General features: G+C 31.7%; 9 protein-coding genes. 6 read left to right on the forward strand and 3 right to left on the reverse strand.

All coding sequences use genetic code 11. The features are described 5' to 3' along the window. Positions 1 to 99 precede the first annotated feature (99 nt). The 6 genes from Arg41_RS06460 to Arg41_RS06485 all read left to right on the forward strand — a co-directional run bounded on the left by Arg41_RS06460 (position 100) and on the right by Arg41_RS06485 (position 9,476). Complete coding sequence (locus Arg41_RS06460) at positions 100 to 1,539, forward strand: hypothetical protein (RefSeq protein WP_092343551.1); 1,440 nt, start codon at positions 100 to 102, stop codon at positions 1,537 to 1,539. 63 nt (positions 1,540 to 1,602) lie between these two features. Next, positions 1,603 to 2,931, forward strand: coding sequence for a hypothetical protein (locus tag Arg41_RS06465; RefSeq protein WP_092343552.1), 1,329 nt, complete (start codon positions 1,603 to 1,605; stop codon positions 2,929 to 2,931). A 577-nt stretch (positions 2,932 to 3,508) separates the two neighbouring features. Then, the gene (locus tag Arg41_RS06470; RefSeq protein ID WP_092490615.1) at positions 3,509 to 4,981 is read left to right on the forward strand and encodes a hypothetical protein; all 1,473 of its coding nucleotides are present in this window, start codon (positions 3,509 to 3,511) and stop codon (positions 4,979 to 4,981) included. A gap of 437 nt (positions 4,982 to 5,418) precedes the next feature. After that, on the forward strand, positions 5,419 to 6,888 hold the full coding sequence (locus tag Arg41_RS06475) for a hypothetical protein (RefSeq protein ID WP_092343554.1): 1,470 nt from the start codon (positions 5,419 to 5,421) through the stop codon (positions 6,886 to 6,888). Between the two features lie 399 nt (positions 6,889 to 7,287). Continuing rightward, positions 7,288 to 7,569, forward strand: a complete 282-nt coding sequence (locus Arg41_RS06480) for a hypothetical protein (RefSeq protein WP_092343555.1) — start codon at positions 7,288 to 7,290, stop codon at positions 7,567 to 7,569. 473 nt (positions 7,570 to 8,042) lie between these two features. After that, positions 8,043 to 9,476 carry a hypothetical protein gene (locus tag Arg41_RS06485; RefSeq protein ID WP_092343556.1) on the forward strand — a complete coding sequence of 478 codons (1,434 nt, stop codon included), beginning with the start codon at positions 8,043 to 8,045 and terminating at the stop codon, positions 9,474 to 9,476. A gap of 14 nt (positions 9,477 to 9,490) precedes the next feature. On the opposite strand, the gene Arg41_RS06490 is transcribed toward Arg41_RS06485, so the two are convergent. From Arg41_RS06490 to Arg41_RS06500, 3 genes are all read right to left on the reverse strand, one after another. Beyond that, positions 9,491 to 10,711: a hypothetical protein gene (locus Arg41_RS06490; RefSeq protein ID WP_092343557.1), complete on the reverse strand. Its 1,221-nt coding sequence runs from the start codon at positions 10,709 to 10,711 to the stop codon at positions 9,491 to 9,493. Between the two features lie 220 nt (positions 10,712 to 10,931). Next, positions 10,932 to 11,915, reverse strand: coding sequence for a hypothetical protein (locus Arg41_RS06495; RefSeq protein ID WP_092343558.1), 984 nt, complete (start codon positions 11,913 to 11,915; stop codon positions 10,932 to 10,934). 602 nt (positions 11,916 to 12,517) lie between these two features. Beyond that, positions 12,518 to 13,687 carry a hypothetical protein gene (locus tag Arg41_RS06500; protein WP_141663209.1) on the reverse strand — a complete coding sequence of 390 codons (1,170 nt, stop codon included), beginning with the start codon at positions 13,685 to 13,687 and terminating at the stop codon, positions 12,518 to 12,520. Positions 13,688 to 13,991: the final 304 nt, after the last annotated feature.

A 13,991-nucleotide genomic window follows, 5' to 3' on the forward strand; every position in this document is an offset into this window, starting at 1 on the left:
TACCTAATTTAATACTCATATAAAAACATAGTTTGCCTAACTTAAGTTGCATATATATAATGAAAATTAATTCCTTTAAGTAAGTTATTAGGAGCTGAAGTGGCACACCAGGTGACTGTAATTTATGGATACAGCCCCCCCACCTTACAAAAATTATCTGTGGGATGTTTGTTCGATTTGTATCTGGAAGAATCAATTAGCACTATGTCCCAGCTTACCATTAATGATGCTGTTGAAGCAGCATTGCTTATGAAACGAAATAGAGTAAACATTACTAAATATGAGTCTATAAAAGATAGCTATAGGAATGATAGCATTCAATTCTCTGGTAGTTATGAATTTTATCTTTACCATGATTGCTCTATCTATCGCAATTCATCTCTATCGGGTAATTTTGAAGAACTTAAAGCATTAACCCAATGTAAAATGTATATGGATAGAATTATTAAGAAATATGATGAGTTTTCTAATGATTTTACAAATCCATGTAAGAATGGCAGTAAGTGGGAAAACCATCCCATATGTCAAACAATTTACAACGAAGACGGAAGAAATATAATTGAAAACTACAATCACAGAAAAGACATAATTTTCTCACTTCCGCAAACTCCTGATTCAGGAATAGAGCTGGAAGGGGTTTTTTATTATCATGATCCTCTAGTTCTTTTCCCAATATCTAGGGACCTGTTACAGTCACCTTATATTGTGCTGTCTGAATTAAAAAATATTGCTTCGTCAGTAATTAAATACTTAAGAGAATCCCTGTCTGTTCTAGAAAAGTCGTCTTCTCAAATAAGAGGAAATTTGCATTGTTTGCTAATTTCATCATGCCTACAAATAAAGTACTCAGCTTCTTCTTTACTTAAATACGCAGCAGATAGAGAAAGTTATGAATCACATCCAAGTAATCAATATCACTATGCTACCTGTGGAAAAGAAGAATTATTTATTAAATCGTTAGATGTAATAATATGTACTAAAAATCTAATGCAGGATATAGAATCTCTAAAGGAAAATATTTTTAAAATAATTGATTTATGTAATTTTATTCCACTGGAAGACGCCATTGAAATATTTAATAATAGGATTTCAACTGCCAAAAATATTATTAGTAGAATTAACATATCAAAGTCCAACAAAAAATCTGATACAGGATGCTGTGGTAGTAGTGAAGAATTTTTTGATAATCAACGGTTTGAGATAGAACAGTATGAAGAAAGAAGCACTAAAACGGAAACGTTAATATCTTCAATTGATCTAAGTAACCTTAGCATGACTCCTTACTTACTAGGACTTAAATCACCAGACACGATTATAGAAAGAAAGCTAGTGCCATTCATATTGGAGTCTAAAATGGAAATTTGCAAAATATCTTCTTTCTTGAAAATAAAATACCCCTCTCTCATAGTTAAAAAAATGATTGAGATAGAAGAGCTTAGAAATAAAACTATAACCTCTTCTTCCATCCATATTAAAGAATCAATAAAAAATCTAGAAAAAGATATAGAAGAAATGAAAGTTTTCTTAAAAAATAATTAATAAAATTGTCAAGTATGCAATTGTATTTATGGAAGACAGATTATAGAATTAGTATCGAAAAGTATGATACCGTTGCACCACGATTCTTGCTATGTTGACTGTGGCTCTACTGTGAATAATATTGTTTATTTTAACCCTTGCTCTTTGGCAGAGTTATCCGTTGGGTCTATCCTTGGAATTGATTGCAAGGAATCTATGGCGCATTTATCACAACTATCTACAAGAGAGGTTATTGAATGTACGTTGCTTATAAAACGCAGTAAAGTAAATGACACCAAGTACGAGAATATTTGGGAGAGTAATAGTAAAAATAAATTCAGCAGTAACTACCAATTCTCCCCTAGTGATTACGAAATATTAAGCAATAGTGCCGAGCTCAAGTCAATTATAAAGTGTAAAAATAACATCATTAGTATTACTAGTATGTATGAAAATTATTTTTCAAAGAATTCACCCTCAGAAATAAATGATGGTTACTGGAACATGCACCCTATGTTTAGGGTAATTTACAACAAGGAAAGTAAAGATATAATCGACGGCTATCATGAGAAAAGGGATCAAATCTTATCCCTCCCGGAACAATCTAACGCTATTGTTAAAAATTTAACCTTTCCAAAAACAAGGACTCATGAAAATGACTTCTATCACCGCGATCCTCTGTTTTTTCTAACCACTGATTCTATTTACTCATCTATGTATAGCAAACCTTATATCTCAATTAATTTAATCATTTTCTATTCCTCACATACAATGAATTTATTAGTTGAATCAATGGGTATTTTGGAAGATTATCGTTGCTGTATACGTAAGCAACTATACCACTTGTTTATGGCAGCTTTCCTACAGCTTAATAACCTCAATTTATTGTTAAAAGAGTCAATATCAAGAATAAAAAATAAGTCGTTTATTGAAAAAGAAGAATCCATTGTGGAATCTCTAAGAATAATATCTTGTTTGAAAAAATCTGGTAAGTACTTACTTGTACTGAGAGATAAAATTGTCCCTGTAATGGAGTGTTGCAATTTTGTGTCTTTAGAAGATGCAGTAAAGATACTGCAAAACAAAATTTCATATTCAAGTGCCATGCTTTGTAAAGAAAAAAATCTAGGCTCAATAGAAAAAGATGTGCTGAGGTGTTGCATAATAGAGTCCAATAATGAAATTAGGAAGATATTATCTTTCTTAAAAAGGAAATACCGACATCTTGTAATCAAAAAAGAATTAAGAATTAGGTACTTACAAAGAAAAATTTCTATGGATACCAAGAAAAATACAGATGAAATACAACTTTCCCCCTTCTTTGTGAGTAGTGTTAAGGAGTTGGTTAAAAAATTAGAAAATGAAATAAAAGAGATGCGATCGCATAAAAAAGGGCTAACTAATAAAAGATGACTATGGTAATTTAAGCATAAAATTTACATAGTAATAGCGATAGTATTGTATGAATTGGAAGGTGATCGACCCAAACTAAATTTTGACCTATCCTACATTAATAATGAAAAATAAGGGACATGATATTTATTACTACACAGAAAAATCATTTTGTTGTAACAGCATGAGACTCTGAAATAATAACTACGACAAACGTATTATCAAAATAAAATCTACTATTGGCTAAATTTCAACTATAATATATTTCTCCACATTATCATCAATTACTGTTAAACAAAAATTGTGCATTCTCCCCTAATGGACAAATATTGAGTCAACTGTAATTATTGACCATGTTTACTGTTTGGCATAAAAAATTATTTCACCAGATAAAACATAAAGCTATTGGTTAGAAAATAAATACCAATATCTTTGCATATTCAAATATACCTATATATATTTTATGCATATTTATTGACGTTTCCTGTGCGTAATAATACCATCGCCGAGGAATGATGTACCCATGAACGCTTGTGAGATTAGCGTCGGCATCTGATTTGTATTCAAGCTGTAGCAATAAAATAGGACCTTTTAGACCATGAATAATATTGGTTCTTCTTCTACTGAGAGTAGCTCAAAAGAGCGATCGAGTATGAATCGGTGGGGTATGGATGAATCAAGTGTATCAAAAATTAGATTACTTGATTCCATGTTCAATATTAGTGAAAAAGAGTCAATTTTTAACTTAGGCAAATTCCGCCGTAGTGATGGCAATGGTGCCGCGTGGAGTGTTGCTTTGCATAAACATGGAATAAGTAGAACACATCCTGATTACTGGAAATTTCGCTGTGGAACACATCCTGATTGCAGGAAATTGCGCATCGGACCGATGAAAAAGCAATTCTGCTACAGTAGAGTAAATTTAGCTTGGCATTTGACTGAAATTCCAGAGGAAGATATTGTAGAATTAGATCGTCTTATAAATAATGCAGGAAATCGTAGGATTACATACTCTGACGATACCATGTATGAGAATAATGTTGACGTTTCTCGAGATCAAGCTCTCAGAGAATTTTGTGCAATCAACTACAATAAATTTGATAATTATAAAGAGCTTGGAGCTTTAGTACAGCTGAAAGTATGTATAGATAAAGTAATTGAAGAGAGAGACGCCTACCTTTCTAAAACATTTTTTTGTCATATTGATCATAGTATTCCAGATGATGGTAGTCTGGACGGATCTGCCTCGGAACATGAATGGTCGTCCCACCCAATGTATATGGTTGTTCATTCCAGTAATAGCAGTGATATTTTGAAAAATTATGACAGCAAAAAACATATTCTCTTTTCTCTTCCTGAGCCTCATTACTTACAGTATGGGGATGCGGGAAATCCAATAAAACGACCTTCACCTTCAGATGCCGTGTTTTATAATCTTGATCCTCTCTGCTTTTTAGGAAATGCTTATAATAAAGTGGATGCTTGTTGCCCACATTCTTATGTTCACGGAGGAATGTGTGGATGTTTGTTTTCCAGCATGATGGATAAGACGATTCATTCTTCCAGAGAAGTATTGTTGCCATTGATTAAGTTATCAGCTTCCTTAGTAAGATCTCGCAAGAACATAAGTAAAAAAATATATCACTTGATATCGGCTCATATCTCATACATAAGGTACTTATTTATTTTTTTACGTGAAAATGTAAGAGAATTCTTGAGAAGTAGAAATTTATTGTCTTCACTAACTACTACTAGGAATTTCATATATGAATCAGGATATGACGGAAAGATGGATCGCATCGGTATAAAGGACGGAAATAATATAGAATCGTTGAAGATTATAAGTTGTGTAAGGAGATTCATTAATGCTGTTTCTTTATTAGAAAAAAACATCATTCCCGTTATAGACTTACTAAACTTTGTAAACTTAAAAGATGAAGCGGTAGTGCCTGGAATAACACTTGCAAAATATGTAAATACTGACAGTGCCATGATGGAAACAACACAATTTGATGATGTGGTAGAAGAAATAGGAACGTTGTTCACCGAACCAACTCCGGAACAAACTTGATAGTGTGCAAATTACTATACTGTCGGTTTATTCAATAACGCTTCCATTGCTCCTATTTCGTCATCAAACATTTTAACCTATTATCAACGCATTCTACTAGGACTGGTATAAACTGATTCTCGGCATAAGAGTTGTAATTATTTCCCCCAATTTTCTTAGATGAGATATTATTATTCTTCTGCGAGCAATTATATTAGCATAAAAAATTATTTCACCAGATAAAAAGTAAAGCTATCAGTTAAAAAAATAAATACCAATCTCTTTGCATGTTAATAATTGTCAAATATACCTATATATATTTTATGCATATTTGTTGACGTTCCCTGTGCGTAATAATATCATCACCAAGGGATGGTGTCCCCATGAGCACTTATGGGGTTGTCGTCGGCATCTGATTTGTATTCAATCTGTGGCAATAAAATAGGACTTTTTAGATTATGAACAATATTGGTTCTCCTACTACAAGTGAATCGACAGAACAGTTAGGTATAAATCAAGGGGGTATGACTAAAGCGGGTGTGTCAAAAACTAGATTACTTGATTCTATGTTCAATATTAGTGAAAAAGAGTCAATTTTTAACTTAGGCAAATTCCGCCGTAGTAGTGGCAATGGTGCAGCATGGAGTGTTGCTTTGCATAAACATGGAATAAGTGAGGCACACCCTGATTACTGGAAATTTCGCTGTGGAACGCATCCTGATTGCAGGAAATTGAGCGTTGAACCGATGAAAAAGCAATTCTGCTACAGTAGAGTGGATTTAGCTTGGCATTTGACTGAAATTTCAGAGGAAGATATTGTAAAATTCGATCGTCTTATAAATAATGCAGGAAATAATAGGATTACACACTCGGACGATAACATGTATGAGGGCAGTGTTGACGTCTCTCGCGATCAAGCTCTTAGGGAGTTTTGTACAATCAACTACAACAAATTTGATAATTATAAAGAGCTTGGAGCTTTAGTGCAGCTGAAGATATGTATAGACAAAGTAATTGAAGAGAGAGACACCTACCTTTCTAAAACATTTTTTTGTCATATTGGTCATAGTCTTCCAGATGATGGTAATCTGGATGAATGTGCCTCGGAACATGAATGGTCGTCCCACCCGATGTATACGGTTGTTCATTCTAGTAGTAGCGATGATATTTTGAAAAATTATGACAGAAAAAAACATATTATCTTTTCTCTTCCTGAGCCTCCTTACTTACAGTATGGGGATGAGGGAGACCCAATAAAACGGCATTCACCTTCAGATGCTGTGTTTTATAATCTTGATCCTCTCTGCTTTTTAGGAAATGCTTATAATGAAGTGGCTGCTTGTTGCCCACATTCTTATATTCACGGAGGAATGTGTGAATATTTGTTTTCCAGCATGCTGGGTAAGACGATTGATTCTTCCATAGAGGTATTGTTGCCATTGATTAAGTTATCAGATTATTTAGTAGGATCTCGTAAGAACATAAGTGCAAAAATATATCACTTGATATCGGCTCATATTTCATACATAAGGTATTTGTTTATTTTTTTACATGAAAATGTAAAAGAATTCGTGGAAAGTAGAAATTCATTGTCTTCACTAGTTGTTACTAGGAATTACATATATGAATCAGGATATGGCGGAAAGATGCATCGCATCGATAGAAAGGACAGAAAAAATATAGAATCCTTGGAGATTATCAGTTGCGTAAGAAGGTTCATCAATGCTGTTTCTTTATTAGAAAAAAACATTATTCCCGTTATAGACTTACTGAACTTTGTAAACTTAAAAGAAGAATCGATAGTGTCTGGAGTAACACTTGCAAAATCTGTAAATACTGATAGTAACATGATGGAAGCAACACAATTTCATGATGTGGTAGAGGAAATAGGAACATTGTTCACCGAACCAACCCCGGAACAAACTTAATAGTGTACAAATTTTCCTAGAGAAGCGATTTATTCTACTAATTTCAGCCTGGTATGGCAATTTAATCTCTTTATCAAATAGCAAATTTTTTCTGGATATCTTGTCTATGCTGCCTCTGAAACATAAAATTTTTCTTTCGAATACCTCAAGCAAGTCTTCCAAAAACGTAAAGTTACAAGCTTGAATAATAGGAAAAATAGTTATCTTAAGTAAACTTATGTTGTCAGCATAATTTCTTAGGCAAATCACAACATTTAGTGATTTCATGATTAATTTTTCTTTTATCGTAATTTTATTTTTTTACGTGGAAATGTAGGAGAATTCTTGAGAAGTAGAAACTTATTGTCTTCACTAGTTACTACTAGGGATTTCATATATTGATCAGGATATGCCGGAAAGATGGATCGCATCGGTATAAAGGACGGAAATAATATAGAATCGTTGAAGATTATAAGTTGTGTAAGGAGATTCATTAATGCCGTTTCTTTATTAGAAAAAAACATCATTCCTGTTATAGACTTACTAAACTTTGTAAACTTAAAAGATGAAGCGGTAGTTCCTGGAATAACACTTGCAAAATATGTAAATACTGACAGTGCCATGGGGAAAATAACACAATTTGATGATGTGGCAGAAGAAATAGGAACGTTGTTCACCGAACCAAATCCGGAACAAACTTAATAACGCTTCCATTTCTCCTATTTCGTCCTCCAACATTTTGACCGATCTATTAACTTGTTTTACTAGATCAAGGTTTTGTTTAGGTAATAATTGTGCGGCCCGGCACGTGCAGTTGGTACCATAACCCACGCGTAGCTAGATTTTAACTACTATATATTTCTCAACATTATCATCAATTACTGTCAAACAAAAATTGTGCATCACCTAAGGAACAAGTAATTGTAGCTCATATTAAATAAAGATATTTGGCATTAAAACGTGAAATTATTTGTTAAGAAATAAATATCAATCTCTATCTTTACCTATTAATAATTATCAAATATATCAACATATGTTCTATGAATATTTATTGACGTTTCCTGTACGTAATAATACCCTTATCAAGGGATGGTGTCCACATGAGAACTTGTGGGATTAGCGCCGGTAGTTGATTTGTATTCAAACTGTGGCAATAAAATAGGGCTTTTTATACCATGAATAATATTGGTTCCTCTACTATAAGTAGGTCAACAGAACAATTGGATATACCTAAAGCAAGTGTATCAAAAACTAGATTACTTGATTCTATGTTCAATATTAGTGAAAAAGAGTCAATTTTTAGCTTAAGCAAATTCAGCCGGAGTGATGAAAATGATGCAGCATGTGGTATTGCTTTGTATAAATATGATGTAAGAAAAAATCCTGATCACAGGAAATTGCGCATTGGATTAATGAAAAAACAATTACGCTACAGCAGAGTGAATTTGGCTTGGCATTTGAATGAAATTCCAGAGGAAGATATTGTAGAATTCGATCGTCTTATAAATAATGCAGGAAATCGTAAGATTACATACTCGGACGATACCATGTATGAGAATAATGTTGACGTTTCTCGCGATCAAGCTCTCAGAGAATTTTGTGTGATCAACTACAATAAATTTGGTAATTATAAAGAGCTTGGGGCTTTAGTGCAACTGAAGATATGTATAGACAAAGTAATTAAAGAGATAGACACAGACACCTACCTTTCTAAAACATTTTTTTGTCATATTGGTCATAGTATTCCAGATGATGATAGTATGGATGAACGTGCCTCAGAACATAAATGGTCTTCCCACCCAATGTATATGGTTGTTAATTCTAGTAACAGCAGTGATATTTTGAAAAATTATAACAGCAAAAAACATATTCTCTTTTCTCTTCCTGAGCCTCCTTACTTACAGTATGGGGATGAAGGAGATCCAATAAAACGACCTTCAGCTTCAGATGCTGTGTTTTATAATCTTGATCCTCTCTGCTTTTTAGGAAATACTTATAATAAAGTTGATGCTTGTTGCCCACATTACCCACATCCGTACGTTCATGGAGGAATGTGTGAATATTTGTTTTCCAGAATAATGTTTAATACGGTTGATTCTTCTATAGACGTATTTATGCTATTAATTAAGTTATCAGCTTCTTTAGTTAGATCTCGCAAGAACATAAGTAAAAAAATATACCACTTGATATCGGCTCATATTTCATACATAAGGTACTTGTTTACTTTTTTATATAAAAGTATAAAAGAATTCTCGAGAAATAGAAGTCTTGCGGCTTCAATAGTTGTTAATAGGAATTACAGATATGAATCAGGATATGGCGGAAAAATGTATCGCATCAATGTAAAGAACAGAAGTAATATAGAATCGTTGAAAATTATCAGTTGCGTAAGGAAGTTCATCAATGCAGTTTCTTTATTAGAAAAAAACATCATTCCTGTTATAGACTTACTAAACTTTGTAAACTTAAAAGATGAATCGATAGTTCCTGGAATAACGCTTGCAAAATCTGTAAATACTGATAGTACCATGGGGAAAATAACACAATTTGATGATGTGGCAGAAGAAATAGGAACGTTGTTCAGCGAATCAACTCCGGAACAAACTTAATAGTGTACAAATTATTATACTGGCGGTTTATTTAATAACGCTTCCATTGCTTCTATTTCGTCCTCCAACATTTTAACCGATCTATTAACGTGTTCTACTAGAACTGGTATAGACTGATTCTCGGCAGAAGAATTGTCATTGTTTCTCACAATTTTTTTTAGACGAGATATTCTTATCCTTTTGCGAGCAATTATAGCTTGGTACCGCATCTTTAAGAAGCAATTTATTCTGCTAATTTCAGCCTGGTATGGCAATTTAATTTCTTTAGCAAATTTTTTCCCGGGTATTTTGTCTTTGCTACCACTGAAACATGAAATTTTTCTTTCGAATACCTCAAGCAAGTCTTCCAAACACGTAAAGTTACAAGCTTGAATAATAGGGAAAATAGTTCCCTTAAGTAAACTTATATTGTCAGCATAATTTCTTAGACAAATCACAACATTTAGTGATTTCATGATTAATTCTTCTTTTATCGTAATTACACTTTCTTCTCTATCTAACACCGAGGCCATTAACAAAGAAACTGAATTTTTTATCTGCAACAATAGAGCCATAGATAAGTGATATAACTGATCTCGTATTTGTCCATGTGATCTTTTTAAAGTGGATATTGAAAAATCTACTTCAAAATTAACATACTTCATTGAGGTATATATGGAATTAATATTGTAATTATAATTGCATTTAATTGCAGGGAAAAAACATAGTGGATCGTGATAATATGAATTAATTTCTTTATTTGATGTCCATGAAGAAAATCTAGTAAATTCTGGAAGCGATAGTATTTCATTTCTTTTATCGTAGTAAGACTTAATAATATCTTTGGTATTTTTAGCATTAATAACCTGATACATAGGATTTTCACCCACATAACAATAGTCGACATTTTTTTGCAAATCACTAGATAAGAGACTATTTGTTTCACTAATAATTTTTTCTATACCTATCCTTAACAATCCCAAAACACGAAGTTCTTCAGAATTTTTAAATAAAGTATAGTTCTCATAACAAAATTTATTATAACTACCACAAAATAAATCACCACGGTCTTCCAAAATATCATCATACCTTGTGTAATGACCTTTATTACTACTTACAAGTACCGTTAATAAAATGGCTTCCTTAGGCAAAATCTGCATCAAATGTCCGATAGATTCTTTGCAATTAACACCGAATATAGAACCAACAGACAGCTCTGCCAACCTACTAGGGTTATAACAGCTAACTTTTTCCATAAACTACATACTACCAATTATCGTAATTATACAAATTGTAATCATAGCAACTTTCATTTTAAATAAATAATACATTCCAACAAATATAAGTTCATGAGTTGCTACGTAACATCATTACCAACGTAGCACAAAAACATATAATATCAACGAATTAGCACTACCATCAAACAATATCAGTCTATATAAAATAAATACTCTGGACACAATAAATTCAATCTTCTTAAGTAAATTTTGCTTTTTTTGTAACTGAACATTCTTCTGGTAATTTTTTCATGAATTCCTCCATTTCTTTTATCTCCCTCTCTAATTTTTTCACTAAATTACTAATCCTATCTAAATGTGATTTTGTAACTAGTTGTTTATTTGAGCTATCTTCGCAACTAATATTTGTTCCTTTAAGTATCAAATCCAATCTCAATTTTCTGGTTGCTATAAGAGGAGGATATTTTATCCTCAAAAATGATGAAGCCATACTAATGTTATCATTAGATAAAACAGAACCACTCCTATGAAACATTTCCATCATGTCCTCCAAAGATACAAAACTACAAATATGCATAATAGGAAAAATGGTTGATTTAAGCATTTTTAAATCATTAATTAAATTGTTCAAATGATCAGATGCACCAAATAATATTCTTCGTAACGGGCTTAAGTACAGAATCTTTTCCAATGGTAAAAATGAATACTTTAATTGCAAAAATAATATCTCGACTAAGTAATGAAATGGTTTTCTCATTTTGAATTGTGATTTTTCCAAGTCATAAATTAATGTATCAATTCGATATAACATAGGAGTCAATAACTTAGGAATATCTCCACAACTAACAACAGTCAAAAATTTTGACTTATCTCTAATAAGTCGGTCAACATCACAAGAAATTTTATTAATTTTATTAAGCAAATCTAATAAGGATGTAAATTCCTTGGGATTACTAGACAAATTGTTGCTCTGCTGACAAAACTCAGTCCAAGAATCAGGGAAAGGACAAACAGCACTAACATATTCAGAAATAGGCTGATAAACAGGCTCATACATAGAAAAACTTATTTTTCTACGGTTCAAAAGCAATGCAGCCTCGAAAACTTCATTGTGCGGAAGTTGAACTAAGAAATCAATAGCCTTGTCACAATTAATTCCGAATATGGATTTAACAGATAGTTTTAGTAAGGAATAAGGGTTAAAAAAATTAATCTTAGACATATAATAATGTCATAATATGATTGTTGAATGCAAATAGCATAAAAAAATAACAAGGCACACATAATATTACCTATTACTTGTATAGTATGTGATAAATTTGTCTAAATTATATTTAGTTCTTATTTAGAATATTTTTATGTATAAATTTGATTGAAATTTTATCTTCAGCTGATAAAAACCATCAATGATTCATATAATACTTACAAAAAATCTAATTTAATAAATTTAGCAAAGAAGATATTTTAATTTTTCAATGTAAAAATATAGGTTAAAAAAACTCATAAATAGACTATTACCTTAATAACATAAAAGAAAAAATGTGTAACATTTATCCTATGCATGAGATGACTACCAATAATCACATACAACCAGTAATACCATTTATAGAATGAAAAAAATTATCAACACCAGTTTGATATAAAATGTAGTTTATATTCCAGCAAGTAAGGTCAAAATAACAACGTAGTAGCATAGACAAGCAGCCAACAACGATTATGTCATAAATTACTAATTATAGTTAATAAGGTATGGCTTCGATATTAGAATTTATTAAATAAACAATAAATTTAATTATTGCTATTTTCTGTAGCTATTATTATTTTTTACTTTATTTCATAAAAATTACTTAATAACAACTCCATGCTCCTAACTTCATTCCTTAACCTTATTACTGATTTATTCATAACAGACAAAGAAACTGGAGAGAGATTATTTTCATCCATACTAACCTCTTTACTTTGTTTAATTTTTTCTATCAACACTCCTACTCTCAATTTTTTTCTTCTTATAATACCCAAGTATTTTCTTCGTAATAAGGAACAAACTGAATCAATTTGTTTTTTACATAAAAGTGAACCTTTCCTTTTAAACATTTCCATCATATCTTCTAATGGCAAAAAATTGCAAACATGAATAACAGGCAGTATAGTTCCTCCCAGAACTTCTACATCAGATATAAATTCATTTAAGCAAGAAGTTGCTCTTGATCTAAATGATCTTTCATCTTCAGTATCATTTACTATATCTTCAGGTATGGACAGATCTGCTACTATTCCATCCATACGATCCACTTCCCTTGCCCCCCCGCTCATAAAATATGCACACAAGAAATCACAGTCCACACTACTCCCCAAGAGCGAAAATGAGTGCTTTAATTGCAAAGAGGCAGCTGCAGTTAAGTACCACAATAACTTATCATATTTACCCAATATGTTACGACGCAATACCTTTATTAAAGATATAGGAGAAACTGAATTCCTAAGTTGTAAAGGTAACTCCCTAAACAATCCCATTCTTCTGAACCGCAACGTTTTCAAGTCATCAAGCAAGGAATTTATTATATAAAACATGAAAATCATTGAGGAAGGAACCTCAGTTACCTTATCTTCAGCAATAACAGATAAAACCTTAGACCTATCCTTACCTAAAATAGAATTGACACAAGAATCAATAAAATTTATTTTACTCATAAAACCTAATAAAGTACCAAGCTCTATGGGATTATTAGAAAGACTGCAGTTATCCTTACAGAAATCAACCCAATCGTCAGGAAAAGGATAAACCGCATCATAATCTTCAGGAACATCATCACAAATATTGTCATACATGGAAAAACTCATCTTTCCACGTTTTACCAGTATAGCCGCATCAATAATTTCATTGCGTGAAAGCTGCATTAAGATATCAATCGACTCCTTACATTTAATACCAAAAACAGATTTCATTGACAATTCAAGCAAAGTGCAAGGACTAAAACAACTAACTTCAAACATAGAACTCACCACATCATTATCACCAATAATAAAAACCAACAATCGCACTACTTAATCATTACCTATCAATCAAGTAAGAATAATTTATATAATAATAACTAACCCACGTTAACACACGAAAAATTTACAATAGAAACAAAAAATACCTTAGTCATACAATAATAACAAAATAATTGCTTAAATAATGATAAGACAAAAACAGCACCCAATACACTAATTAATTAATACCATAAACCATGAAAATATATTGGATTATTTTTTAAACAGAGGTAATCAAATTTTATACACGTATTATAAATGATTA

The organism is Candidatus Ichthyocystis hellenicum (genome assembly GCF_001460935.1).
GTDB classification, from domain to species: Bacteria; Pseudomonadota; Gammaproteobacteria; order Burkholderiales; family 2013Ark19i; genus Ichthyocystis; species Ichthyocystis hellenicum.

What these genes read in the sequence shown, in the direction of transcription:
- Arg41_RS06465 (WP_092343552.1), top strand. Translation starts at nt 1,603, where the DNA reads ATGATACCGTTGCACCACGATTCTTGCTATGTTGACTGTGGCTCTACT.
- Arg41_RS06495 (WP_092343558.1), bottom strand. Translation starts at nt 11,915, where the DNA reads ATGTCTAAGATTAATTTTTTTAACCCTTATTCCTTACTAAAACTATCT.
- Arg41_RS06500 (WP_141663209.1), bottom strand. Translation starts at nt 13,687, where the DNA reads ATGTTTGAAGTTAGTTGTTTTAGTCCTTGCACTTTGCTTGAATTGTCA.
- Arg41_RS06490 (WP_092343557.1), bottom strand. Translation starts at nt 10,711, where the DNA reads ATGGAAAAAGTTAGCTGTTATAACCCTAGTAGGTTGGCAGAGCTGTCT.
- Arg41_RS06475 (WP_092343554.1), top strand. Translation starts at nt 5,419, where the DNA reads ATGAACAATATTGGTTCTCCTACTACAAGTGAATCGACAGAACAGTTA.
- Arg41_RS06480 (WP_092343555.1), top strand. Translation starts at nt 7,288, where the DNA reads ATGGATCGCATCGGTATAAAGGACGGAAATAATATAGAATCGTTGAAG.
- Arg41_RS06485 (WP_092343556.1), top strand. Translation starts at nt 8,043, where the DNA reads ATGAATAATATTGGTTCCTCTACTATAAGTAGGTCAACAGAACAATTG.
- Arg41_RS06470 (WP_092490615.1), top strand. Translation starts at nt 3,509, where the DNA reads ATGAATAATATTGGTTCTTCTTCTACTGAGAGTAGCTCAAAAGAGCGA.